At 72.5% G+C, this 24524-nt stretch carries 23 protein-coding genes and 3 tRNA genes; 11 read left to right on the forward strand and 15 right to left on the reverse strand.

All coding sequences use genetic code 11. The features are described from left to right. Positions 1 to 356: 356 nt before the first annotated feature. Both ACR68M_RS24185 and ACR68M_RS24190 read left to right on the forward strand, forming a co-directional pair. The gene (locus ACR68M_RS24185) at positions 357 to 1301 is read left to right on the forward strand and encodes a PAC2 family protein (protein ID WP_441246204.1); all 945 of its coding nucleotides are present in this window, start codon (positions 357 to 359) and stop codon (positions 1299 to 1301) included. Positions 1302 to 1414: 113 nt separating this feature from the next. After that, positions 1415 to 2344: an SGNH/GDSL hydrolase family protein gene (locus ACR68M_RS24190; protein ID WP_441246205.1), complete on the forward strand. Its 930-nt coding sequence runs from the start codon at positions 1415 to 1417 to the stop codon at positions 2342 to 2344. Positions 2345 to 2397: 53 nt separating this feature from the next. Here ACR68M_RS24190 and ACR68M_RS24195 read toward each other — a convergent pair whose 3' ends face one another. Further along, complete coding sequence (locus ACR68M_RS24195) at positions 2398 to 3069, reverse strand: class F sortase (protein WP_441246206.1); 672 nt, start codon at positions 3067 to 3069, stop codon at positions 2398 to 2400. Positions 3070 to 3195: 126 nt separating this feature from the next. Beyond that, on the reverse strand, positions 3196 to 3654 hold the full coding sequence (locus ACR68M_RS24200; RefSeq protein ID WP_441246207.1) for a hypothetical protein: 459 nt from the start codon (positions 3652 to 3654) through the stop codon (positions 3196 to 3198). Positions 3655 to 3949: 295 nt separating this feature from the next. Between ACR68M_RS24200 and ACR68M_RS24205 the strand changes: the two genes are divergently transcribed. Next, the gene (locus ACR68M_RS24205) at positions 3950 to 4816 is read left to right on the forward strand and encodes a polysaccharide deacetylase family protein (RefSeq protein WP_441246208.1); all 867 of its coding nucleotides are present in this window, start codon (positions 3950 to 3952) and stop codon (positions 4814 to 4816) included. A gap of 14 nt (positions 4817 to 4830) precedes the next feature. Here ACR68M_RS24205 and ACR68M_RS24210 read toward each other — a convergent pair whose 3' ends face one another. The 5 genes from ACR68M_RS24210 to ACR68M_RS24230 all read right to left on the reverse strand — a co-directional run bounded on the left by ACR68M_RS24210 (position 4831) and on the right by ACR68M_RS24230 (position 8930). Continuing rightward, positions 4831 to 5418, reverse strand: coding sequence for a response regulator (locus ACR68M_RS24210; protein WP_441251702.1), 588 nt, complete (start codon positions 5416 to 5418; stop codon positions 4831 to 4833). Positions 5419 to 5513: 95 nt separating this feature from the next. Then, a complete protein-coding gene (locus tag ACR68M_RS24215; RefSeq protein WP_441246209.1) occupies positions 5514 to 6800 on the reverse strand; it encodes a sensor histidine kinase in 1287 nt (428 codons plus the stop codon). Between the two features lie 41 nt (positions 6801 to 6841). After that, positions 6842 to 7585, reverse strand: a complete 744-nt coding sequence (locus ACR68M_RS24220; RefSeq protein WP_441246210.1) for an ABC transporter permease — start codon at positions 7583 to 7585, stop codon at positions 6842 to 6844. Between the two features lie 51 nt (positions 7586 to 7636). Further along, positions 7637 to 8539, reverse strand: coding sequence for an ABC transporter ATP-binding protein (locus ACR68M_RS24225; protein ID WP_441246211.1), 903 nt, complete (start codon positions 8537 to 8539; stop codon positions 7637 to 7639). Positions 8540 to 8853: 314 nt separating this feature from the next. Continuing rightward, a tRNA-Ile gene (locus ACR68M_RS24230) sits at positions 8854 to 8930 on the reverse strand. Between the two features lie 216 nt (positions 8931 to 9146). Here ACR68M_RS24230 and ACR68M_RS24235 point away from each other — a divergent pair. Next, entirely contained in the window at positions 9147 to 10037 is an 891-nt protein-coding gene (locus tag ACR68M_RS24235; protein ID WP_441246212.1) for a trypsin-like serine peptidase, read from the forward strand. Positions 10038 to 10149: 112 nt separating this feature from the next. After that, complete coding sequence (locus ACR68M_RS24240; RefSeq protein WP_441246213.1) at positions 10150 to 10920, forward strand: trypsin-like serine peptidase; 771 nt, start codon at positions 10150 to 10152, stop codon at positions 10918 to 10920. Positions 10921 to 11030: 110 nt separating this feature from the next. On the opposite strand, the gene ACR68M_RS24245 is transcribed toward ACR68M_RS24240, so the two are convergent. Beyond that, a tRNA-Asn gene (locus ACR68M_RS24245) sits at positions 11031 to 11103 on the reverse strand. A gap of 44 nt (positions 11104 to 11147) precedes the next feature. Beyond that, positions 11148 to 11220 (reverse strand) — tRNA-Asn (locus tag ACR68M_RS24250). Positions 11221 to 11523: 303 nt separating this feature from the next. Here ACR68M_RS24250 and ACR68M_RS24255 point away from each other — a divergent pair. Then, complete coding sequence (locus ACR68M_RS24255; RefSeq protein WP_441246214.1) at positions 11524 to 11817, forward strand: hypothetical protein; 294 nt, start codon at positions 11524 to 11526, stop codon at positions 11815 to 11817. A 148-nt stretch (positions 11818 to 11965) separates the two neighbouring features. Next, on the forward strand, positions 11966 to 13399 hold the full coding sequence (locus ACR68M_RS24260) for an FGGY family carbohydrate kinase (RefSeq protein WP_441246215.1): 1434 nt from the start codon (positions 11966 to 11968) through the stop codon (positions 13397 to 13399). A gap of 26 nt (positions 13400 to 13425) precedes the next feature. On the opposite strand, the gene ACR68M_RS24265 is transcribed toward ACR68M_RS24260, so the two are convergent. The 3 genes from ACR68M_RS24265 to ACR68M_RS24275 all read right to left on the reverse strand — a co-directional run bounded on the left by ACR68M_RS24265 (position 13426) and on the right by ACR68M_RS24275 (position 16123). Beyond that, positions 13426 to 14145 (reverse strand): polysaccharide deacetylase family protein, encoded by a 720-nt coding sequence (locus tag ACR68M_RS24265; protein ID WP_441246216.1) that lies wholly within the window; start codon positions 14143 to 14145, stop codon positions 13426 to 13428. Next, the gene (locus ACR68M_RS24270) at positions 14142 to 15245 is read right to left on the reverse strand and encodes an MGDG synthase family glycosyltransferase (protein WP_441246217.1); all 1104 of its coding nucleotides are present in this window, start codon (positions 15243 to 15245) and stop codon (positions 14142 to 14144) included. Before ACR68M_RS24270 ends, ACR68M_RS24265 begins: the two co-directional genes overlap by 4 nt. Positions 15246 to 15493: 248 nt before the next feature. After that, complete coding sequence (locus ACR68M_RS24275) at positions 15494 to 16123, reverse strand: hypothetical protein (RefSeq protein ID WP_441246218.1); 630 nt, start codon at positions 16121 to 16123, stop codon at positions 15494 to 15496. A 134-nt stretch (positions 16124 to 16257) separates the two neighbouring features. Here ACR68M_RS24275 and ACR68M_RS24280 point away from each other — a divergent pair, with 134 nt between their 5' ends. The 3 genes from ACR68M_RS24280 (at position 16258) to ACR68M_RS24290 (ending at position 19987) form a co-directional block, all read left to right on the forward strand. Further along, the gene (locus ACR68M_RS24280; protein WP_441246219.1) at positions 16258 to 16935 is read left to right on the forward strand and encodes a response regulator transcription factor; all 678 of its coding nucleotides are present in this window, start codon (positions 16258 to 16260) and stop codon (positions 16933 to 16935) included. A 76-nt stretch (positions 16936 to 17011) separates the two neighbouring features. Continuing rightward, positions 17012 to 18436 (forward strand): sensor histidine kinase, encoded by a 1425-nt coding sequence (locus ACR68M_RS24285; protein ID WP_441251703.1) that lies wholly within the window; start codon positions 17012 to 17014, stop codon positions 18434 to 18436. 147 nt (positions 18437 to 18583) lie between these two features. Next, entirely contained in the window at positions 18584 to 19987 is a 1404-nt protein-coding gene (locus tag ACR68M_RS24290; protein WP_441246220.1) for a glutamate decarboxylase, read from the forward strand. A 35-nt stretch (positions 19988 to 20022) separates the two neighbouring features. Here the strand turns inward: ACR68M_RS24290 and ACR68M_RS24295 are convergent, their stop codons facing one another. Further along, entirely contained in the window at positions 20023 to 20409 is a 387-nt protein-coding gene (locus ACR68M_RS24295; protein WP_441246221.1) for a DUF4267 domain-containing protein, read from the reverse strand. Positions 20410 to 20586: 177 nt separating this feature from the next. Here ACR68M_RS24295 and ACR68M_RS24300 point away from each other — a divergent pair, with 177 nt between their 5' ends. After that, on the forward strand, positions 20587 to 21180 hold the full coding sequence (locus ACR68M_RS24300) for a TetR/AcrR family transcriptional regulator (protein WP_441246222.1): 594 nt from the start codon (positions 20587 to 20589) through the stop codon (positions 21178 to 21180). Here ACR68M_RS24300 and ACR68M_RS24305 read toward each other — a convergent pair. Both ACR68M_RS24305 and dnaG read right to left on the reverse strand, forming a co-directional pair. Then, positions 21168 to 22379: a sigma-70 family RNA polymerase sigma factor gene (locus ACR68M_RS24305; protein WP_441246223.1), complete on the reverse strand. Its 1212-nt coding sequence runs from the start codon at positions 22377 to 22379 to the stop codon at positions 21168 to 21170. The genes ACR68M_RS24300 and ACR68M_RS24305 overlap by 13 nt on opposite strands. A 168-nt stretch (positions 22380 to 22547) precedes the next feature. Continuing rightward, positions 22548 to 24446 carry a DNA primase gene (gene dnaG, locus ACR68M_RS24310; protein WP_441246224.1) on the reverse strand — a complete coding sequence of 633 codons (1899 nt, stop codon included), beginning with the start codon at positions 24444 to 24446 and terminating at the stop codon, positions 22548 to 22550. Positions 24447 to 24524 lie beyond the last annotated feature (78 nt).

Consider the following 24524-nt stretch of genomic DNA (forward strand, 5'->3'; position numbering starts at 1 on the left):
GACCCGGGAAGTGTCGCGCACGGTCCGCGTACGACCTGAATCAGGCCTCCCACCAGCGGATCTGCGTCGGGGTGCGATGATTGGCGCGCCGAGGTCGGAGGGGGAGTCGTCCCCGTCGGCCGGGCGCGGGGGAGCGGCGTCCCGGCTGAAGCCGGACGCAAGGTCGGCGACGGAACCTGGGCGGGGACATCTCCGTTACCTCGTCAGTCACCGGGAATGTCGGCGGCCTCCGGCACGCTGGACTGAGCGGACGGCCCGATCCGCTACGGACGGGCCGAACGGCCAGGTCAGGCGGTTGGTCCAGCGGGACGGCAGCCGGGACACGACGGACGAGACGGAACGGGGTTGGGTGCGCAGTGCGGGAACCCAGGGAGCTGTACCAGCTGGACCAGCAGGGCGTGGCCGCGCTGGTCGCCGCAGACGCGGAAGCCGGGCCGGAGGCCGCGGGCCTGGTGCTGCTCTACCACTTCGAGGGCTTCATGGACGCCGGCGAGGCCGGCGGCCAGGTCGTGACGCACCTGCTGGAGAGCGGTTCGCCGCAGGTGGTGGCCCGCTTCGACCACGACCGGCTGGTGGACTACCGGGCCCGGCGGCCCGTGATGACCTTCACCCGTGACCGGTGGACGTCCTACGACCCGCCCGAGATCCTCCTCCAGTTGGTGCACGACTCTGTCGGCACGCCCTTCCTGCTGCTGACCGGCCCGGAGCCGGACACCGAGTGGGAGCTCTTCGCGGCGGCCGTCCGCGAGCTCGCCGAGCGCTTCGAGGTGCGCCTCTCGCTCGACTTCCACGGCATCCCGATGGGCGTCCCGCACACCCGCCCGGTCGGGCTCACCCCGCACGGCACCCGGCTCGACCTGGCCGCCGGCTACCCGAAGTGGTTCGACCAGGCCCAGGTGCCCGGCAGCGCGCAGGCCCTGCTGGAGTACCGACTGGCCGACGCGGGCCACGACGTGCTGGGCTTCGCGGTGCACGTGCCGCACTACGTCGCCCGCTCCGCCTACCCGGCGGCTGCCGTGCTGATCCTGGAGGCCGTCCAGTCGGCCAGCGGGCTCGTCCTGCCCGGCACCGAGCTGCGCGACCGGATCGGCGAGGTCTACGCCGACATCGAGGAGCAGTTGGCGCAGGGCGACGACGAGCTGCGCTCCGCCATCCGGGGGATGGAGAGCCAGTACGACGCCGTGGCGGGCGCCGAGGGCCGGGAGAGCCTGCTGGCCGAGCCCGCGGATCTGCCGTCGGCGGACGAGCTGGGCCGCCGCTTCGAGGAGTTCCTGGCCGAGCACGAGCGCGACACCGAGTAGGGCAGAGCCACCGAGTAAGGCAGAACAGAACAGAGCAGGCAAGGCAGCGGCCGACAGGTGGGGGCACGGACGTGAGGCGAGCGCGATTGGTACTCGGTCTGCTGGCCGGCCTGTTGCTTGCAACCGGCTGCACCGGCGGGCAGCCGACGAGGCCCGGACAGACCGCGCCGCCCGGGGTCTCCGGGCAGGCAGCCCCGTCGCCCGAGCCGTCCGAGGCGTCGGGGCCGTACGTCGCCCTCGGGGACTCGTACACCTCCGGGCTCGCCATCGCACCGCAGGTCGGCGAGCCGGCCGGGTGTGCCCGCTCGGGGGTCAACTACCCGTCGCTGGTCGCCAAGGCGGTCGGGCTCACGGCGGCCGAGTTCGCCGACGTCAGTTGCAGCGGCGCCACCACGGCACACCTGACGCAGGCACAGCAGACGCTGGACGGCACCAACGCGCCCCAGCTGGACGCACTCTCGGCCTCGACCCGGCTGGTGACGCTGGGGATCGGCGGAAACGACGTCGGATTCGTGAGCGTGCTGACCGAGTGCGCCGCTCAGGGCCTGCGGAAGGCCCTGGTCGGTGAGCTGGCCGCAGGGTCGGCGGCGGACTCACCCTGCCGCGCGCACTACACACCGAACGGGCAGGACGTGCTCCGTGGCAAGGTCGAGGCGGCGGGCGAGCAGCTGGACGGTGTGCTGCGGCTGATCCGGCAGCGGGCGCCGCAGGCCCGGGTGTACGTGGTCGGGTACCCGGCGCTGCTGCCGGACGACGGCGCGGCCTGCACCCGGACGCTCGGGCGCGGGGTGAGCGTGGGTGACCTGGCCTTCCTCCTGGAGAAGGAGCGCGGGCTCAACGCGATGCTCCAGGAGCGCGCGAAGGCGGCAGGGGCGGCGTACGTGGACACCTTCACGCCCTCCGTCGGGCACGACATGTGCGCGGGCGAGGGCACCCGGTGGGTCGAGCCGCCGCTGCCCGAGGCCGGGCTGGCACCCGTCCACCCCAATGCGCAGGGAGAGGCCGGGATGGCGGCGGCGGTGCTCCGGGCGGTCAGGCCCTGACCCACGCCGGGCCACCGGGGCATCGGGCCGCCGGGCGGGCTGCGTGGGAGCGGTCAGGCCTGGCGGGAGGACTGGAGGTGCGCGAAGACGACCACGTTGTCCGTGTAGTCCTTGAGCTTCTTGTCGTACGCACCGCCGCAGGTGATGAGGCGCAGCTGGGCGTCGGGGGTGTCGCCGTAGACCTGGGCGTCGGGGAAGGCGTTCTTGGGGAAGGTCTGCGTCGAGTCGACGACGAAGGAGGCGATCAGGCCGTCCTCGCGGGTGATGTCGACGGTGCTGCCCGGGGTGAGCAGGTGCAGCATCAGGAAGACCGCCGGGCCCGTCCGGGTGTCGACGTGACCGGCGACGACGGCGCTGCCGCGTTCGCCGGGGGAGGCGCCGCCCCGGTACCAGCCGACCAGGTTGTGGTTGTCGGCGGACGGGGTCTCCAGAGCACCGGCCGGAGTCAGCCCGAGCTCGGTGAACGGCGCGTCCAGGAAGAGCTGCGGGATGCGCAGCCGGGTCGGCCGGGAGCGCGGCAGCGCCGGAGCCCCGGGCTTCGCCCGGACCGGTGCGACGGGGGCGGGGGCGGCGACCGGGGCCGACACCGAGGTCGTCGGCGGCTGGACGGGCGAGGTGTCGACGGACTGGTAGATCACCAGCAGTCCGAGGACGGCTGCGCCCATCGCCCAACGGAAGAGCTTCGGGCTGCCGGTCTCGGCGGCCGACTCCTGTGCTGCTGCCATCCGGTCTCTCCTGAGCTGAACCGAGTTGAACCGAGTTGACGGGTGCTGGTGCGGGGCCGACGCGCCGCCGTGGCCGGCCCCTGGGCGGGGCGGCCACGACGGGGTCGAGGAAGGGGTGACGCAGGCTCAGACCGCGCCCGGGGCGGAGCCCCGGCGGCGCAGGGAGTAGGCGCCGACGCCGATGCCGCCCGCCAGCAGGGCCGCGCCGGAGGCCAGCCCGCCGCCGGAGACCGCCAGCCCGCCGCCGCCGGTGTGGACGCCGCCGTGCGGCTTCTTCTCGTCCTGCCAGGGGGCCTCCTTGGCGGCCTCCTCCTTCGGTTCTTCCTTCGCCTCTTCCTTCTTCGGCGTCTCCTTCTTGGGCTCCTCCTTGACGGCCTTCTTCTCGCTCTCGGGCTTCGGGGCGTCGGCCGCCGGAGCTGCGGGGGCGGCCGGGGCGGCCGGGGCCGGGTCCTGCCAGACCTTCTGGTCGTCGACGACGACCGACCGGGGTGCGGGCGGGGTGTCGGCGTGGGCAGCGGGGACACCCAGGGCGAGGACGGCAGCGGCGGCAGCCGCTCCGGCGAGGAGGGAGCGTTCGACACGCATCGGGTTCGGTCCTTCCGGCGGCGACCTGGACGACTGCCGGCACCGCGCCGGCGTAGGGGATCGTGGTCGCGCCTCCATCACCGTCCGTCACGCAGTGGCTGCGCGCCACCGCCGAGGTCCTTCCGGTGGACGGCTGCCGTCTGCCGCTGCCCGTCCTCCACCAAGCCAGGCCGAGCCCGGTCCGCTGCGGCGACGGTCCGGCAGGGCACCGAGAGTGTTCGGCCGTTGGGGTGGTAGCTGGCTCCGCACGGGTGTGTCTGCGCGTCGCGGGGACAGCTATGGGGACACATTCATCATGCTGTCACACCATCAGATCATCACCAGAAGGCTGCTACTCAGCGTAGCCGGGGTCACGCTGCTCTCGGCCTCCGCCTCCGCCTGCGGCGCGCAGACCGGCGAGCAGCACGGCGCCGCCACTGCCGCGGCCCGGCTCGGCACCCCCGGGCCGGTGCCTCCCGTCCCGCCGGCCCCACCGAGTGCCCCGGGCGCCTCGACCGTCCCGGTGGCTGCCAAGCCCCCGGCAGTGAACGTGCCCAGCCCGGTGCTGGCGAGCACTGCGCCGAGGCCGAACTCGACCGCCCCGCTCTTCTCGCTCGACTCCGACACCAAGCTGGTCGCCCTGACGATCGACGACGGTCCGGACCCGACCCACACGCCCGCCGTGCTGTCGATCCTGCGGCAGTACGGCATCCGGGCGACCTTCTTCCTGGTCGGCGAGAACGCGGCCGAACACCCGGCACTGGTCCGGGAGATCGCCCAGGAGGGCCACCATCTGGCGAACCACACCTGGTCCCATCCGGATCTGCGACGGCTGCCCGAGGCGAAGGTCCGCGACGAGCTGGAGCGCACCTCGGACGTGCTGCGCGAGGCGGCGGGTAAGCCCCTGACCTGGTTCCGCGCTCCCGGCGGTGACTGGTCGGACGTCGCGCTGAAGGTCAGCAACGAGCTCGGCATGCGGCCGATGGGCTGGTCCGTCGACCCGCGGGACTGGGCCCGCCCGGGGACGTCCAAGATCACCACCCGGGTCCTGGACGCCATCCGGCCGGGCTCGATCGTGCTCAACCACGACGGCGGCGGCGACCGTTCACAGACCGTCGCCGCCCTGCGCACCTACCTGCCGGTGCTGATCGAGGACGGCTACCACTTCACCGCTCCTCGCTGAACGAGCCGGCCCGGTCAGGAGTGGCGGCGGTCACCACGGGGTACGAGCAGCCCCTGCTCGTACCCGGCGGCGACCGCGGAGGCGCGGTCCTTGACGCCCAACTTGCCGTAGATGTGCAGCAGATGGGTCTTGACGGTGGCCTCGCTGATGAACAGCGTCGCGGCCGCCTCCCGGTTGGTGGAGCCGCCCGCCACCAGGCCGAGCACCTCCAACTCCCTCGGGCTGAGCGGCTCCTCGGCAGGCTTGCGGACCTGCCCGAGCAGCCGGGCGGCCACTGTCGGCGCGATCACCGAAGCCCCGGCAGCAGCCGAGCGCACGGCGTGGAACAGCTCCTCCCGGGCCGCGTCCTTCAGCAGGTACCCGATGGCCCCGGCTCGCACGGCCGGGAGGACGTCACTGTCGGTGTCGTACGTGGTGAGTACCAACACCCGGCAGGGCAGGGCGCGTTCGGTCATCGCCCGGATCGCCGAGACGCCGTCCATCCGGGGCATCCGGAGGTCCATCAGGACCACGTCGGGCTTGAGCGCCTCGGCCAGGACGAGTGCCTCGGCGCCGTCCCCGGCCTCGCCGACCACCTCGAAGCCGGGGGCTGCGGTGAACATGCCGCGCAGCCCGTCCCGGACCACCGGATGGTCGTCCACCAGGAGCAGCCTGATGTCCTGGCCCGGTCGGTTCTGCTCGTTCAACTGTCGCTCCCTCATGTCCCGACGCCGATCGCCGGCAGTGCGGCGGAGATGGTGGTGCCGACGCCCGGCTCGGTCTCGATCTCCAGCCGCCCGGCCAGCCGCTGGACGCGCCGACGCATCACCGAGAGACCGTAGCCCCCACCGTCGGCTCGCGACTCCGGCTCCGCCTCGGGGTCGAACCCGACGCCGTCGTCCCGGACGTCCAGCGTCACGAGGTCGGTCATGTAGGAGAGGGTGAGGCCGACTCTGGCGGCCCCGGCGTGCTTGGCGATGTTCGCCAGCGACTCCTGCGCCGTGCGCAGCAGCGTGACCTCGACCTCGGGGTGCAGCGGGCGGGCCTCGCCGGTGACGGTGAGGGTGGCGGCGGGGGAGTGCAGCTGCTGCCAGTGAGCGAGTACCTCGGCGATGGCGTCCGGCAGGTCGGCGCGCTCCAACTCCTCCGGGCGCAGGGCGTGGACGGCGCGGCGGGCCTGGGTCAGGCTCTCCCGGGCGAGCCGGGCGGCGCTGTCGAGATGGCGCTGCCAGGTCTCGGCGGGGGCGTCCTGCTCGCGGGCCTGGTCGGCGGCCTGGAGCTGGGTGACTATCCCGGCCAGCCCCTGGGCGACGGTGTCGTGGATCTCGCGGGCCAGCCGTTGGCGTTCGTCGGCGACCCCGGCCTCCCGGGCCTGGACCAGCAGTTGGGCGTGCAGCCCGGCATTCTCGGCCAGCATCTCGGTCAACTTGTGGTTGGCCTCGGCGAGTTCGGCGTTGGCCAGCTGGCGGCGGCGGCTCAGCCGGTCGGTGACCTCGCTCAGCGTGATGATCACGCCGACCACCAGCAGGTTGAAGGCGAGGATGGCCAGGAAGCTGCCGATCTGGCGGCCGGTCGTCGGCAGCTGCCCGCCGATCTGGGAGAGCGTGCTCGGAACGGCGGGCGCTGCGACCCCCAACACCCGGACGAAGCCGGTGAGATAGCGGGCGGCGTGCAGGTAGCCGGCGAAGGCGAAGAAGCCGAACCAGGGGTCGCAGAGCACCAGCAGGGTGATCGTCACCAGCAGGGCCAGGAAGAGCAGCGGCCCGCCGTGGCGGGCCCGGCCGCTGGTGGAGGAGGCCCGGTCGAGTGCAGTGCGCAGGGCCAGACTGAGCAGTGCGGCGGCGGCGATCGGCAGCATCACGCCGAGCGGGCGAGCGTGCGGCGAGGGCGCCAGCACGGCGAGGGTCACGGCCACCAGCAGCGCGGCGTAGCCGACCGGGCCGAGGGCGTTGTCGAGGCGGTCCTGCCACTCACCGAGGCTGGTGGCTTCCGTCGCGTCGGTCATGCCGGTTGCCTCCGCCGCATCAACCACTCGCGTCACTCCGGTTACTCCCACCGGAAGAGCTTGGCAGCTGCACCACCGGCGACGAGGGCGAACACCGCGAGTGTGAGGAGATCCACTCCGTGCGGGAAGTGGCCCGTCCAGGCGTCCTGGAGCGACTGCACGGCGGCGCCGCTGGGGGTGAAGTCGCCGATCCGGCGCAGCCACTCCGGGGTGAAGTCCCGGGGGATCCAGACGCCTGCGAAGAACATCAGCGGGAAGAACAGCGTCGCACCGATCGCGTTGCCCGCCTTGCCGGAGGGGGCGAGTGCGGCGACGAGCAGGCCGAGCGCGAAGAGCCCGGCGGCGGAGAGGACGAAGGCCAGCACGAAGCCCGCCACCTGCTGCGGCAGCGACACCCCGCAGATCACCCCGACCACCATCACGAGCGCCATCGAGATCACCGCGACGACGAGGTAGAGCGGCAGCAGCGCGCCGAGCAGCATCGCCGGCCGCACCGGGCTCGCGGAGAGCCGTCGCAGCACCCCCTTCTCGCGGTAGCCGGCCAGCAGCGGCGGCAGGCCGTTCATGGCGAGCATCATCAGCGTGAAGACGGTCAGGATCGGTGCGTAGAGATCGAGGGTGCTGAGCCCGTGCATGGCGGGCGAGGCTTTGCGCAGGGCCGGGATCGAGCCGAGGATGCCCATCAGCACGACCGGGAAGGCCAGGCCGAAGAACGCGGTGACGGGGTCGCGGAGGAAGAGCTTCGCCTCGGTGATGGCCAGGCGGCGCAGGGCAAGCGTGTTCATGGTCTCAAGTCCCTTGGGATGTCTGTCAGTTCTGGTGGGAAGTGCTGGTGGTCAGTGCTGGTGGCCGGTGAGCGCGACGTACGCGTCGTCCAGGCTGTGTTCCTTGATCCGCAGGCCGGTGACGACCATGCCCCGGCGGGCGAGCAGGCCGGTGACCTCGTCCGCGTACCCGCCGGTGCCCGTCACCACCACCCGGCCGTCGCGCTCCTCGACACCCGTCACCCCGGGGAGGGCGGCCAGCTCGGCGGCGGCCAGCGGGGCGCCGGGGCGGAAGCTGAGCTCGCCGCCGACGCCGGAGCGGGCGATCAGTTCGCGCGGGGTGCCGGAGGCGATGATCCGGCCGCCGTCCAGGACGGCCGCGCGGTCGCAGAGTGCCTCGACCTCGTCCATGAAGTGCGAGACGAGCACGACCGTCACGCCGGCCTCCCGTACCTGACGCACCAGCTCCCAGGTGTCCCGGCGGCCCTGCGGGTCGAGCCCGGTGGTCAGCTCGTCCAGGAAGGCCACCTCGGGGTTGCCGATCAGCGCGAGGGCGATGAACAGCCGCTGTTGCAGCCCGCCGGAGAGCTTCCCGAACGGAGTCTGCCGGTGCTCCGTCAGCCCCCACTGCGTGAGCAACTCCCGCTGGTCGCGCGGCCGAGGGTAGAAGGAGGCGTACAGCTCCAGGGCCTCGCCGACCCGCAGGCTGTCCTGCAACCGCGCCTGCTGGAGCTGCACGCCGACCTTGGCCCGCAACTCCTTCGCGTCCCGCACCGGGTCCAGCCCGAGCACGCGAACGCTGCCGCCGTCCGCCCGGCGCAGCCCCTCGCAGCACTCGACGGTGGTGGTCTTCCCGGCGCCGTTCGGCCCGAGGAGCCCGAAGATCTCCCCCTCCTCGACGGCGAAGGAGACTCCGTCCAGCACCTGCCGCCGCCCGTAGGCCTTGCGCAGCTCCGTCACTTCGATGACCGCCATGGTGTCCCGCTCCCCGTCCGACCCGTCCCTGCTGACAAGGACAAGCCTGTCTTTTCGAGGGGCCGCCGCGGATCGACCAGTGGGCTGCATCCGGTGGCGGCTGCGGTGGAGGGGTGGTCAACCGATCGGTTGATGGGAGGAGCGGCCCGAAGTGTGCTTCAGGGCCCCCGACCGTTGCGCCGATGGCCTCGTCGGCGCCCCGTTCGGGTGAACCTCGGCATGTCGGTGCTGGGTCCTACGGCTGCGGGCCCTACCGTTGTGCCTGGTAGGGCCCGCTTTTCGTGCTTTGGATCTTCACCGATCTTCGCGAGAGGTGGTGGGGCGGGTGGGACTCGAACCCACGACCAAGGGATTATGAGTCCCCTGCTCTAACCGGCTGAGCTACCGCCCCGGTTCGCCGCGCAGCGCGGCTTTGACGCCGATGCAGCAGCAGACGGCCCCTCAGGGCCGTCCTCGGCAGCATAGCCGGTCGATCAGTCATGGTGCTCGCCAGGGGCGCATCCGGGGGTGGAGGCTCCGTCCGGCGTGTCGATGTGCGGCTGCCTGCTTCGGCGGGTGAGGCTGGGCGGAGGCGGGTGCTGCGGCAGGCGGATGCTGCGGACGGCGGGTGCTCCGGAGCGAGGGCGGTGGGCGGATGGTGGTCCGGGTGTGGGCGAGGGCTGCGGCGGCCGGGGCGCTGACGCTCGCGGTGGCGGGCTGCGGCTCCGGTTCGGGTACTCCGGGGGCCCCGAGCGCCGGCAGCTCAGCCGCCGGCGCGTCGGTGAAGGCAAGCGGTACGGCTGCCGCGCACGGCTGGTCGAAGGACCGCATCCTCGGTGCGATCGCCAAGCACGCGGGCACCACGCGCACCGCCAAGGCGACGCCGCTGAACGGCCTGGTCGGCGCCGTCTTCACGCACAACGCCGACGGCGACCACTTCTGCACCGCCAGCGTCGTGGACAGCGCCGGACAGAACCTGATCATCACGGCCGCACACTGCGTCTACGACGCCCTCGCGGGCCAGCGCAGCGATCTCGTCTTCATCCCCGGTTACCGCAACGGCGAGACGCCGAACGGGGTGTGGCCGCTGGTCTCGATCACCGTCGACCAGAGCTGGACCGACGACGGCAACCCGGACATGGACGTCGCCTTCGCGATCGTCCAGCCGCAGAACGGCCAACAGCTGCAGCAGGTGCTCGGCGCCAACACCCTGGGCATCAACAAGGGTTACCAACTCCCCGTCCGGGTCACCGGCTACCCGAGCAGTGGCGACGTGCCGATCACCTGCTCCAACACCACCACCGAGCAGAGCTCCACCCAGCTGCGCATCGACTGCCCCGACTACACCGGCGGCACCAGCGGCAGCCCCTGGATCACCGACCTCGACCCGAAGACCCGCACCGGCACGGTCGTCGGCGTGATCGGCGGCTACCAGGAGGGCGGGGACAGCCCGGACACCTCGTACAGCAGCTACTTCGGCGACCAGGTGCAGGCCCTCTACGACCGGGCCACCGGCTGACCCCCAGGGCCGGGGGAGGGCAGCCGGGGAGCTGGCGCGGGAGGGCGCTCGGCTGATAGATCTTGCCTCCGGACGTGCCGTGCGTCGGCGCAGCTGGAGAAGAGGGACCTGGATGGCACGCGTACGGCCCTTCGGACGGCCCGTCGGACGCTCCGCCGCGCTCGTGGCCGCTGTCGCCGCCCTGCTGCTCTCCGTCGCCGGCTGCGGCTCCGGTGGTGAGCCCGGCCCGGGGGGCACGCCCTCGTCCCGCCCGGCCGACGGGGGTGGCACCGGTGACCGGATCGGCGCGCTCTTCGTCGGCGGCCTGGACGGCGCCCGGGGCTGCACCGCGAGCGTGGTCGACAGCCCGCACCACAACCTGCTGGTCACCGCCGCGCACTGCGTCTACACCGCCACCAACGGCCGTCTGGACAATCTGGTCTTCGCGCCGGGCTTCCGCAACGGTAGTTCCCCGTACGGGAGTTGGAAGGTCGTGGATACCTTCGTCGACCCGCACTGGACGGCAGACGAGGACCCGGAGTACGACGTAGCCTTCCTCACCGTCGACGCCTTGGGCGGGCGGCAGATCCAGGACGTGCTCGGTGCCAACCGCCTCGCCACGGATCTGGGTTTCGGTGTGCGGGTCTCCGTCACCGGCTACCCGAACTCGAGCGAGATCCCGATCACCTGCTCCGTGCGGACCCTCAGGCAGACGGACACCCAGGAGCGCTTCGACTGCTACGGCTACACCGACGGCACCAGCGGCAGCCCCTGGTTGACCAGGTCGGGCCAGGTGATCGGCGTGATCGGCGGCTACCAGCAGGGCGGGGCAACCGACCAGACCTCGTACAGCATCACCTTCGACAAGCGTGTCAGCGAGCTCTACCGGCAGGCCACGGCCTGAGGGCCTGCGGTGGGTGGGCCCGCAGTGGGATGCAGGCTCGGGAAACACGAAGGCCCTCCGGTGACCGGAGGGCCTTCGCTCTGCGCAACTCACCTCAACTACCGGTGAAGCTCCCGCAATTGGACTCGAACCAATAACCTGCCGATTAACAGTCGGCTGCTCTGCCAATTGAGCTATGCGGGATGGTGCTGGTGCAGTGCCGGAAGGCTTGTTGAGGGCCTTCTGCGCTCCCGCAATTGGACTCGAACCAATAACCTGCCGATTAACAGTCGGCTGCTCTGCCAATTGAGCTATGCGGGAATGAGCTTCTGCTGTGGGGAGCCGGTCTGCCCGGCCCTTCGGCGCTCGCTGCGGGACATACATTAGCGCACTCAGGGGGGTGGTCCGCCAATCGCTTTCCCCGGGGGCGATCGGGGGCGGCCGGAGGTGCTCGGCGCGCGACCCGCTCGGCGCGCCCGCCGCGCGTCCGTACGCCCTGGCGGGGATGCTGGGGGCACGGCGGGGACGAGATGGCCCGGACCCGCCACCGGGCCGGCGGTTCACCGCGGGGCCGGACGGGTAGGGCAACGCGGCAGGGTCCGCAAGGAAGGGTGGAAGCCGAGCATGTGGAAGCTGACGTTGGTCGCCGGAGTCGGGATCGGGTACGTGCTGGGCGCCCGCGCCGGGCGGCAGCGGTACGAGCAGATCTCCAAGACGGCCCGCCAGATCGCTCAGAACCCCCGCGTCCAGGACGCGGCCGGCAAGGCCCGCCACCAGGCCGGTGCGGTGGCCGGGAAGGCGGCGGGCGCCGTAGCTGACAAGGTCGGGGACCGGCTGCCGAACGCGGTGACCGACCGGGTCGCCCTCTTCAACCGCCAGCACTCCGAGGACGACAGCTGGGGCACCGTCAGGCACTGACGGGCACCGGCCGCCCGAGGGCGGCACGGAGGGGCACCCCGCGTCGAAGGGGTGCCCCTCGGTGCGGTTCCCGCGCTCCCGGACGGGAGTGGCCGCCGGGCTCGGCCAGTTGCGTGAAGTTCACCGCCGGCTGAGGCATGATCTCGGCATGGCCATCGTCGCGGGCATCGACAGCTCGACCACTCGCACCAGGATCGTCGCGTGCGACGCCGACACCGGCGCCGTCCTGCGGGACGGCCGCGCACCGCACCCCGTGCAGGAAAACCCTGAAGCACGGGCCACCGAGACCGATCCGCAGAACTGGCTGCACTCGCTCGGGGAGGCGGCCACCGGCGGCCTGCTGGAGAGCGTCCGGGCGATCGGAGTGTCGGCGCAGCAGCACGGCCTGATCGGCCTCGACGCGGGCGGTGTCCTCGTCCGCCCCGCACTGCTCTGGAACGACCCCCGCTCGGCCGGCGCCGCCGCCGCCCTGATCGACGCCCTCGGGGGCATCGAACCGTGGGTCCGGGCGATCGGCTCGGCCCCCGCCCCGACCTACACCGTCGCCAAGCTGCGTTGGCTCGCCGAACACGAGCCCACCTCGGCCAAGCGCATCGCCGAGGTGCTGCTGCCGCACGACTGGCTGGTCTGGCAGCTGCTCGGCCACCCCAAGCGCCGCACCACCGACCGTGGGGACGCCTCCGGCACCGGCTACTGGTCTCCGGTCACCGGCGAGTACCGGCAGGACCTCGTCGAGCTCGCCCTCGGCCACCAGCTGCGCCTGCCGGACGTGCTCGCCCCCGCCGAACCCGCCGGACACACCCCCGAGGGCCTGCTGATCTCCGCCGGGACGGGCGACAACATGGCCGCCGCGCTCGGCCTCGGCCTGAGCCCCGGCGACGCCGTCGTCTCGCTCGGCGGCAACGGCACCATCTTCGCCGTCCACGACCAGCCCGTGATCGATCTCACCGGCGCCGTCTCCTCCTTCGCCGACGCCACCGGCCACCACCTGCCGATGGTCGGCACGCTGAACGCCGCGCAGGTGCTCCGATCGATGGCCGGGGTGCTCGGCTGCGACCTCGCCGGGCTGAGCGACCTCGCCCAGCAGTCCACCCCCGGCTCGTACGGGCTGGTGCTGCTCCCGTACCTGGACGGCGAGCGGACGCCCAAACTCCCCAGCGCGGCAGGCTCGCTGTCCGGGCTGCGGGCCGAGTCGATGGCGCCGCAGCACCTCGCGCGGGCGGCCGTCGAGGGCATGCTCTGCAACGTCGCGGAGGCCCTGGACGTGCTGCGCGCCCAGGGCGTCACGCTGCGCCGGGTCTTCCTGCTCGGCGCGGTCGGGCGGCTGCCCGCCGTCCGGGAGATCGCGCCGCTGCTCTTCGGCCTCCCCGTGGTGATACCGCCCGCCGGTGACTACGCGGCGATCGGCGCGGCGCGGCAGGCCGCCTGGGCGCTCGCGGGCACCGCCGAGCCGCCGCGGTGGGAGCTGCCGGAGGCCGTCACCGTCGCACCGGACCAGTACCACGACCCGGCCGTCGGCAACGCGGTACGGCAGCAGTACGCGACCCTCCGGGCCCAGACCTACCCCGAGACGGCCGGCTAGGCCGGCGCCTGGACTGTTCCGGGGGGTCAGCGGCGCAGGCCGTGCTCCCGGAGGGGGCCGACGGCAAGGCCCTGCTCCGCGCAGCGGTCCAGCAGGCGCGGGAGCGCGCCCAGGGCGCTGCGCCAGGCACCGGGGGCGGAGGTGCAGTCGGAGTCGTGCAGGAGCACCGTGCCACCGGCGAGCGGGGCCCGGGTGAGGGTCTGCAGGACGGAGTCCGGGGTGGCCTTCGCCGTCCAGTCCTGGCCCCAATGGGTCCAGAGCACCGGCGTCAGCCCCTGCTGCCGGGCGGCGGCCAGCGCGGAGAGGCTGAGCACCCCGTACGGAGGGCGGTACCAGCGCGGCTGCTGGCCGGTCAGGTCGGTGATCAGATCGCAGGCGCGCGCCACGTCGTCCATCGTGGCCCGGGGCGAGCGGATCAGCATCGGGCGGTGCCGCAGGCCGTGGACGGCCACCTCGTGCCCGGCGTCGACCAGTTCGCGGCCGAGCCCGGGAGCGCGCAGCAGCATCCGGCCGAGCAGGAAGAACGTCGCCCGGACACCGACCCGGTCCAGCTCCTTCAGGAAGAGCGGGGTCGAGCGCGGATCCGGCCCGTCGTCGAAGGTGAGCGCGACGTGGCCGGGGTGCCCCTCGCCGCTGAGACCCGGCGCCAGGTACGGGCGCAGCGGGCCGAGCGAGGTCAGCGCGGGCAGGCTGTGCGCCACGGCGAGGCCCCCGGCGGCGAGGGCGAGGGTACGGGGCCTGATCACGCGGCCTCCTCAAGGGTGTGACTGATCTGTACGTGGGACGGCGTGGCGGGCCCGGCCAGTTCCGCGACGACGCGGTCGGCGGGGGTGACGGGCGCCCAGGGGCTCACCGGGTGCGGCCGAGGGGCGAGGGCGGTGCGCAGGGCCGGGGCGAGGGCGGCGCGGTCGCGGATCCAGACGGCCAGCCCGGCCTCGTCGAGCGAGGCGGCGTTGGTCACACCGTGGCCGGGCAGGCAGCGGTAGCTGACCACCGGGACGTCACCGGCGATCGCCTCCAGCGAGGTCAGGCCGCCGGCGTTCTGCACGACCACGTCGGCGGTGCGCAGCAGTGCGGGCATGTCGTCCACCCAGCCGAGCGGGACGCCGACCGCGGAGTTCAGCAGTCGGGCGCGAAGCGCCGAGTTGTGCCCGCAGACCGTCACCGGGACGGCGAGGCCGGAGGCGGCGATCTCGCGCGCGGTCTGCTCGACCTCGCCGACGCCCCAGGAGCCCGCCACCACCAGGGCGAGCGGCCGGTCGGTGGGCAGGCCGAAGCGGACGCGCTCCTCGCGGCGCTCGGCCGCCGAGCGGGCCGGGCGGAAGGCCGGGCCGACCAGCGGGCCGCAGACCCGGACGGCGTCGGCGCCGTGCCGGGTGGCCTGCGCGGCCGCGACGGGGTGCAGGGCCAGGTGCAGGTCGATGCCGTCGGCTATCCAGAGCGGGTGCACGGACATGTCGGTGAGGAAGGTCATCGTCGGCACGTCGAGGCCGCTGTCCCGGCTGCGCAGGCGGCCGATCGCCTGGCTGGCGAGCGGGTAGGTGGAGACCACCGCCGCCGTGTCCGGGCCGATCACCGCGCGGGTGCGGCGGGCTGCCGCGTACCCCATGATCCGGCCGACCAGGGCGCCGAGCGAACGGTGCCGCTCCAGGGTGCGGAGCAGGCCGCCCCAGGCCCAGGGGGCGACGCGCAGCTCGAAGGCGTAACTGCCGCGCAGCAGGCGGCCGATGCCGGGCGGCAGCAGGTCGAGGAAGTCATGGCGGTCGACGCCGTAACCCAACTCTTCCAGGCGGCGCGCGAGTTCACGGGCGGCACCATCGTGTCCGGCCCCAACACTGGCCGACACCAGGGTTATCCGCGTCCGTCGTGATGGCATCAGGCTCCTTCTCGGGCTTCAGCTACGGCGGAACGGATTACGGCCACGAACTAGCTCGGCCCCCGGACGCCGAGGTCGGTGATGTGGCGAACGGCCCGCCGGACAGCGGTAGTTCGCGTTGTTTGGCAGATGATAATAGGGAACTTCGGCGCAGGGCAGGGCAAATGGAGCGGGTCGGCCCCGAGATCCCTTCGGGGCCGACCCGGTACAGGGTGCGCCTAGCGGATGACGGCAGGGCCACCAACAGTGGTCGGGACGGTGACGATGTTGCTCGTCGGCGTACCGTCGGCGCCGGAGAGCGTCACCTGGTGCCGGACGCCGTCCGGGCCCACCACCACGGCGAGCCAGGCGCTGCCGCCGCCCTGCTGGCCGACGACCTGGAGGCTCTCGACCTTGCCGCCGGGCACTGCCGCAGCGGCCTTGTCGGCAGCCTGCGCGGCCGGGAGGGCGGGCAGCGGCGCGGCTGCCAGGGCCGGGCCGGGGCCGCCGTTGCTGCCGTTCTCGTGGCTGGCGTTCTCGCCGTGGCCCTTCTCGTGACCCTCGCCGTGGCCCTTGCCATGGCCTTGGGCGCGGTTCTCGCCGTGGCTCTCGCCATGGTTCTTGGTGTGGCCGCCGTCGGCGCGACCGGCCGCTGTGGGCTGGCCGCCCCGCTGCTCGTGCTCGCCCCGGTGGTGGTCGGCCACGGTGACCGCGGCGGCGCCCGCACCCACGATGATCACGGCCGCGCCCAACGCGGCAAGGCGCGTGCCGCGCCGCCGGGGCACCAGGCGGGTGAAACGCACGCGCTTCCGGAGACCCGGCGTGCTGGGCTCGCCCTGCTCGGACGGCGGCGGGAAGGACTGGGACATCTGGCTGCTCCTCGGACCCGCCGGGCACTGCGCCCGGCTCGGGCTGAGCATGCTGAAGGGATGCTGAAGCTGAGCTGAAGCCAGCTGAAGACCTCTTCAGCCTGCCGCCCGCGCGGCCTGCGACCCTTGTTGTCATGCGCGTACTGGTGGTCGAGGACGAACGGCGGCTGGCCGCTGCCCTGCAGCGGGGCCTCCAGGCCGAGGGGTTCTCGGTCGACGTGGCCCACGACGGCCCGCAGGGGTTCTGGATGGCCACCGAGCAGGACTACGACGCGATCGTGCTCGACATCATGCTGCCCGGCCTCAACGGCTACCGGGTCTGCTCCCGGCTGCGCGCGGCGGGCATCGAGTCGGGCATCCTGATGCTCACCGCCAAGGACGGCGAGTACGACGAGGCCGAGGCCCTCGACACCGGGGCCGACGACTTCCTCTCCAAGCCCTTCTCGTACGTGGTGCTGGTCGCCCGGCTGCGCGCCCTGGTGCGGCGCACCGGCAGGCGCGCGCCGCAGGCGATGGAGTTCGGCGATCTGCTGATCGACCCCGCCCGGCGGCTCTGCTCCCGGGGCGGTGTGGAGGCCAAGCTCACCTCGCGGGAGTTCGCGGTGCTGGAGCACCTCGCCAGGCGGGCCGGGGAGGTCGTGCCGAAGCGGGAGATCCTGGAGCAGGTCTGGGACTCGGCCTTCGAGGGTGACCTGAACATCGTCGAGGTGCACGTCAGTGCGCTGCGCCGCAAGATCGACGCGCCGTTCGGGCGGGCCGCCGTGGAGACCGTCCGGGGTGCGGGATACCGCCTGGCGGTGGACGGTGGCTGAGCGCGGGCGGCGGCGGCCGTTGCCCGTGCTGAGGCGGCTGCGGGCGGTTCCCGGCCTGCGGCGGGTGCGGGACGTGTTGCGGCGGCTCCGGCCGAAGTCGGTGCGGGCGCGGGCGACGCTCGCGGCCACGGCGGTCGTGGCGGTCGCGCTCGGCGTGGCGTCCTTCGTCCTGGTCTGGCAACTGGACACCAACCTGGTGCAGAACGCCGAGAACGCCGCCGCGCAGCAGGCGCTGGGCGTCGCCGGGCGCGCTGCCGAGGGCACACTCCTGCCGCTGCCACCGGCCTCGCACGGGGCGGACTTCATCCAGGTGGTCGGCGCCGACGGCCAGGTCCTCGCCGCCAGCCCGAATCTGGCCGGCCGCCCGGCCCTCGGCGGCCGCCGACCCCTGGGCCCCGGCACCGTGCGGTCCACCTGGGACAGCGGGCCGCTGCACGAGGGCCACCGCCAGCGCGTCGTCGAGGTCACCACCGAGACCCGCAACGGCCTGGTCACCGTCTACGCGGGCACCTCGCTGCGGGACGCCGACGCCGTCGACGAGACGACCGGCGCCCTGCTGGCCGTCGGCCTGCCGCTTCTCGTGCTCACCGTCGCGCTGGTCACCTGGCGGGTGACGGGGCGGGCGCTCCGGCCGGTGGAGGCGATCCGGGCGGAGGTTGCCGAGATCACCGGCCGGGATCTCTACCGCCGGGTGCCGGTACCGGCCAGCCAGGACGAGATCGCCCGGCTCGCCGTCACCATGAACGCCACTCTCGACCGGCTGGAGGCGTCCGGCGTCCGCCAGCGCCAGTTCATCGCGGACGCCTCGCACGAACTCCGCAGCCCCATCACGGTGTTGCGCACCCAGCTGGAAGTGGCTCTGGCCCACCCGGACCCCGCCCTCTGGCCGGAGCTGGTCAGCGGCGCACTGGAGGACACCGCCCGGCTCCAGGACCTCGCCTCCGACCTGCTCCTGCTCGCCCGCCTGGACACCTCCGAGCCCGCTTCGACGACCCGCGTCGACCTGGTGGAGCTCGTCCGAGGACTGGCCGAATCCCGGCGCGCCGACCGGCACCCGGTGCAGGCCGTCATCATGGTGGGGGAGGTGGCGGGTGCGGGGGAGGAACCCGGGGCTGCTGACGCCGGGCCGGTCACCGTGGTCGGCAATCCGCTCTGGCTGACGCGGCTGGTCACCAACCTGCTGGACAACGCCCAGCGCTACGCCGAGACCCGGGTCGAGCTCGTCCTGCAGACCGAACCCGCCACCCGGACAGTGGTGTTGGCGGTCTCCGACGACGGCCCCGGCATCCCCGAGGCGGACCGGGAGCGGGTCTTCGAACGCTTCTCCCGCCTCGACGACGCCCGCAGCCGGGAGGAGGGCGGCGCCGGGCTCGGCCTCGCGATAGCCCGCGACCTGGCCACCCACCTCGGCGGATCGCTGGCTGTCGTCCCGTCACCGCGCGGTGCCCGCCTGGTCGCCCGGCTGCCGTTGGCCCCACCGGACCGAGCCGGGACGCACTGAGCCGGGGGCCTGGTGGACCCGGGCCGGTCCGGGCTGGGCTGAGCGGGGCCGGCTGACACCCGGACGGCGGTATGAGGCGCCCTCGGCCCGGTGCGAGCGTGGAGGCTGGCAGCAGTACGCCTGGCGGAAGCGAAGGGGAACCAGAGGATGGCACTGCACCACGGAGACGGCCGGGACCACAGGATCGCGCTGAACCCGCTGCTGGGGGTCGCCGATCCGCTCGGGGCGATGCGACTCGCCCCGCCGAGGCACCGGCTGCCGGAGGGGCCCATCCCACCGTCCACCGCCTACCAGCTGATCCACGACGAACTGATGCTGGACGGCAACGCCAAGCTCAACCTGGCGACCTTCGTGACCACCTCGATGGAGGTGCATGCGGAGAAGCTGATGGCTGAGTGCCTCGACAAGAACATGATCGACAAGGACGAGTACCCGCAGACCGCCGAACTGGAGCGCCGCTGCGTGGCGATCCTCGCCCACCTCTGGCACGCGCCCGACCCGGAGTCGGTGGTCGGCTGCTCGACCACCGGCTCCAGTGAGGCCTGCATGCTCGCCGGGCTCGCCCTGAAGCGCCGCTGGATGCATCGCAACCCCGAGCGGTACGCGGCCGGGGCGCGGCCCAACCTGGTGATGGGCATCAACGTCCAGGTCTGCTGGGAGAAGTTCTGCAACTTCTGGGAGGTCGAGGCGCGGCTCGCCCCGATGTCGGGCGACCGCTACCACCTCGACGCCGAGCAGGCGTTGGCCCTCTGCGACGAGAACACCATCGGCGTCGTCGGCATTCTCGGCTCCACCTTCGACGGTTCGTACGAGCCCGTGGCGGAGATCTGCGCGGCCCTCGACGGCCTCCAGGCCCGGACCGGGCTCGACGTGCCGGTGCACGTCGACGGCGCCTCCGGAGGGATGGTCGCACCCTTCCTCGACCCGGAGCTCGACTGGGACTTCCGGCTGCCCCGGGTCGTCTCGATCAACACCTCGGGCCACAAGTACGGGCTGGTCTACCCGGGTGTGGGCTGGGCGCTCTGGCGGGACAAGAGCGCCCTGCCGGAGGAGCTGGTCTTCCGGGTGAACTACCTCGGCGGCGAAATGCCCACCTTCGCACTCAACTTCTCCCGCCCAGGCGCAGAAGTCGTCGCCCAGTACTACAACTTCCTCCGCCTTGGCTGGGACGGCTACCGTGCCGTCCAGCAGGCCTGCCGCGAGGTCGCCGAGTATCTCGCCGATGCCGTCGAGAAGTTGGGTTGCTTCCGGCTGATCACCCGGGGCGACCAGCTGCCGGTCTTCGCCTTCACGACCGTCGACGGGCTCCCCTTCGACGTGTTCGACGTCTCCCGCCGCCTGCGCGAGCGCGGGTGGCAGGTCCCCGCCTACACCTTCCCCGCCGAACGCACCGACCTCTCCGTCCTGCGCGTTGTCTGCCGCAACGGTTTCACCCTCGATCTCGCCGACCTGCTCCTCGCGGACCTGGCCCGCCTCATCCCGGAACTCCAGCGCCAGCCGGCCCCGTTGCAGGACCTGGGCATCGTTCCGAGGGAGGGCTTCCACCACTGACCGGTGCCCGGTGCTGGGCGGCCGGGTGGGAGCGGTCAGGCTGCGAGGAGGAGCGCGCCGATCACCAGACTCACGGCACCCGTGGCGCCGTGGATGGCGTAGGCGGCGACCTTCGGGCCACGGCTGTGCAGCACGATCGCGGCGTCGCCGAACGGGATGAACGTGGCGGCGATCATCAACCAGCCGAGCAGGTGCGGCTCGTGGTTGGCGATCAGGAGGAGGATGAAGATCCCCGAGGCGATGTCGCGGACCCCTTTGACGAAGAGCCAGGAGCCCGGGGCGGTGGAGTCGCCGGTGGTCGTCGGGATGCCGAAGGCGGCCGCGGCGGCCTTCGGGACGAAGAGGAAGCGGGCGCCGACGAAGATGATGCCGACGCCGATCAGGCCGGCGAGTACGTAGGCGATGGTGGTGGTCACGGTCATGGTTGAGCCCTCCCCGAGTGCTGCGTGGCGCGCTAGCGGCGCAAGAACTTCTAGCAGCGCTAGAAGTTGGGCTGACGCTAGCATTGGCGCCGCTAGGATGTCTAGCGTTGCTAGATTTTCTAGCGCTGATCGGATTCGTAACGCTGATCGAATATCTAGCACTGCTAGAATCTGCCCATGCCCTCTACCGATCGCCGTGGGCGCGAACGCGCCGAGCGCCACCAACTGATCATCACCGCCGCCCGTGAACTCGCCGAGGCCGAAGGCTGGGATGCGGTGACCACCCGGCGCCTCGCCGAGCGCGTCGAGTACAGCCAGCCCGTCCTGTACGGCCACTTCGACGGCAAGGACGCCATCGTCCGCGCCGTCGCACTGGAGGGCTTCGCCGAACTCGCCGCCCAGCTCGGGCGGGCCCAGCCGGACGGCCCCTCGCTGCACGGCGTCTGCACCGCCTACCTGGACTTCGCCGACCGCAGGCCCGCCCTCTACCAGGCGATGTTCGTCCTGCCGACCGACCTGAAGTTCGCCAGCGACGAGACCCCGGAGCCCCTCCGCGCCGCCTTCGGCGAGCTGGTCACCGCCCTGATCGGCCAGACCTCGTTCCCTGAGCTGCTCGCCGAGCTCCTCTGGAGCGCCCTGCACGGTCTGGCCGTCCTCACGCAGAGCGGTCGCATCCCGGCTGCCGGGCAGGCGCAGCGGGTCGACGCCCTGGTCGAGCGGATGTCCCACCACGCGCGTGCCAGGACGACGACGGGCCGTCAGTCCAGGTAGCCCCGGAGCTGCTCCGCGAAGGCGTGGTCGCGGAGCTTGGCGAGTGTCTTCGCCTCGATCTGGCGGATGCGCTCACGGGTGACGCCGAAGAGGTGGCCGATCTCCTCCAGGGTGCGGGGTCGGCCGTCGTCCAGGCCGTAGCGCAGCTGGACGACCTGGCGTTCGCGTTCGCCGAGGATGGCCAGCACGGCGTCGAGGTGCTCCTGGAGGAGGAGGAAGGCGGCCGTCTCGACCGGCGAGGCGGCATCGGCGTCCTCGATCAGGTCGCCGAGGGCGACGTCGTCCTCCTCGCCGACCGGGGTGTGCAGCGAGACGGGCTCCTGGGCCAGCCGCAGGACCTCCCGGACGCGGGCCTCGGAGAGCTCCAGCGCCGCGCCGACCTCCGCCGGGCTCGGCTCGGCCCCGTGCTCCTGCAGCATCGCGCGCTGCACCCGCATCACGCGGTTGATCAGCTCGACCACGTGCACCGGCACCCGGATGGTGCGGGCCTGGTCGGCCAGCGCCCGGCTCATCGACTGTCTGATCCACCAGGTCGCGTACGTCGAGAACTTGTAGCCGCGCTCGTAGTCGAACTTCTCCACCGCGCGGATCAGGCCGACGTTGCCCTCCTGCACGAGGTCGAGCAGGGTCAGCCCCCGGCCGACGTACCGTTTGGCGACCGAGACCACGAGCCGCAGGTTGGCCTCGATCAGGCGGCGCTTGGCGAGGCGGCCGAGCAGGACGAGGTGGTCCAGCTCGTCGGTGAGCCGGATGTCCAGCCCGGCGGCGTCGAGGGCCTCCTCGGCGAAGAGCCCGGCCTCGACCTGCCGGGCCAGCTCGACCTCCTCGACCGCCGTGAGCAGCCGGATCCGGCCGATCTCCCGGAGGTACTGCCGGAGCAGGTCGGCGGCCGGGCCGCCGGTCTCGTCGAGTGTGGGCAGCGGCGTCTCGCCGTCGTCGGCCCGGCCTCGCTGGTGCCCGCCCTGGACGGGTACCCGGGCGGGCGAGGCGACGCCAGGGCCGTCGGCCAGGTCAGCCAGGTCGGCCGGTTCGGCGGGTTCGGCCGGTTCTCCCAGGTCATCCGGCAGATCGGCGGGTTCCGAAAGGCTCGGTTCCGCAAGGCTCGGTTCCGCGGGGTCCGGCGCTGCGGGGCTGGGCGTCGCGAGGTCCGGTTCGTCAACGGCCGGTGACGGCTGCGCTGGGGCAAGGTCCACGGGCATCCCTCTCTGAGCCGCGCGCGGCTCGTGGGGGAGGCCGCGCCACACGGACTGGGATACCCATCAGTGTGCGCTACGCCACTCTCCGGGGCCGAGAGCTGTGCGAGGGTTTTCTGACGAGCCGTCCGATATCGGGCGCGCGGCGCCGGGAGTTCCGCTTGAGTGCCGGCGCTACAGGCCCGCCGAGCCCCGGCTGCGCAGGCCCTGCGCGTACTGCTGGAGGGCCCAGAGTTCGCCCTGGACGGCGTTCATCTCCTCGGGGGTGGCCCGGTTGCCGAGCCGCTGGAGCTGGGCCCGGACTTCGGCGATCCGGCGGTCGACGGCCTGGAGGCGCAGCTTGACGAGGAACTCGCCCGCGTAGATGGTGTCGACGGCGCGGCGGGTGCGGATCGGCTCGACCGTCAACTCGGTGACGAGTGACCGTACTTGATCGTCCGGGCAGGTCTCCCGGACCAGCGACGTGAAGTCGGGGAGGGTGGCTCCGTAGGCGGCGCCACCGGCCGACCGGACGGCCTGGCGGACGGCGGTGTACGGCGGGGTCGGGAACTCCTCGTCGCCGTAGTTGTCGAAGGTCGGGCTGACCATGTCCGGGTGCTGGAGGGCCAGTTTGAGGAGCTCGCGCTCGACGAACTGGGCCGGGTCCTTCGGGTTCAACCGGTGGACGGGGCGCACGGGTGCGGCCGGGCGCTGGGGCTCCTCGCGGCGGAAGCTGCGCTGCTGCTGCGGGTTCTCGCGCTGCCAGCGGGCCAGTTGGCCGATCCGGCGGACGACGAACTGCTCGTCCAGGATGCCGAGCAGCCCTGCGAGTTGGACGGCGTACTCGTGCTGGATCGAGCGGTCCTTGATCTTCACGATGATCTGGGACGCCTCTTCGAGGGCGGCGGCGCGGCCCTCAGCGGTGTCGACCCGGTGCCGGGTGACGGCGTTGCGCAGCGCGAACTCGAAGAGCGGGACGGGGTGTTCGATGAGTTCGCGGACGGCCTCGTCGCCCTTGGCGAGCCGGAGTTCGCACGGGTCCATGCCGTCGGGGGTGATGGCGATGGAGGTGCGGGCGGCGAACTTCTGGTCGTCCTCGAAGGCGCGCAGGGCGGCCTTCTGCCCGGCGGCGTCGCCGTCGAAGGTGAAGACGGTCTCGCCCCGGTACTGCGAGGTGTCCATCAGCAGCCGACGGATGATCTTGATGTGGTCCTCGCCGAACGCGGTGCCGCAGGTGGCCACCGCCGTTGTCACGCCCGCGAGATGACAGGCCATCACATCGGTGTAGCCCTCGACCACGACGGCCCGGCCGGTCTTGGCGATGTCCTTCTTCGCCAGGTCGAGGCCGTAGAGCACGTTCGACTTCTTGTAGATCGGCGTCTCGGGGGTGTTGAGGTACTTGGGCCCGGTGTCGTCCTCGCGCAGGCGGCGGGCGCCGAAGCCGATCACCTCTCCTGCGGTGTCCCGGATCGGCCAGAGCAGCCGGCCGCGGAAGCGGTCGATCAGCCCGCCGCGCTGCCCCTGGGAGGCCAGGCCGCCGAGCAGGATCTCCTTGTCGGAGAAGCCCTTGCCGCGCAGGTAGCGGACGAGATGCTCCCAGCCGACGGGCGCGTAGCCGACGCCGAAGTGCTTGGCCGCCTCCGCGTCGAAGCCGCGCTCGGCGAGGAAGTTGCGGGCGATCTCGGCTTCCGGGGAGTCGAGTTGCTCCTGGAACCAGGCGGCGGCGGTCTTGTGGGCCTCGACCAGCCTGGTCCGCTCGCCCGGCTGGCTCCGGCTGCTGTAGCCGCCCTCCTCGTACCGGAGGGTGATGTTGGCCTGCCCGGCCATCCGCTCGACGGCCTCGGCGAAGGAGAAGTGCTCGATCTTCATCAGGAAGGAGATCGTGTCGCCGCTCTCGCCGCAGCCGAAGCAGTGGAAGACGCCCTTGCCCGGGTGCACGTAGAAGGAGGCGGACTTCTCGTCGTGGAAGGGGCAGACCCCCTTGAGCTGGCTGCCACCGCCGCTGGTCAGCTGGACGTAGTCGCCGACGACCGCGTCGATGGGCAGCGCGTTGCGCACCGCCTGTACATCCTCGTCCCTGATCCGCCCAGCCACCCCGGAAGTGTACGGGAGTGGCGCCCGCATCCGGGCGGTTCCGGTCGTCGGCCTACTGGGTCGGCCGGCTGGCAGGCA

The sequence above is a fragment of the Kitasatospora sp. McL0602 genome, assembly GCF_052076145.1.
Classification (GTDB): domain Bacteria; phylum Actinomycetota; class Actinomycetes; order Streptomycetales; family Streptomycetaceae; genus Kitasatospora.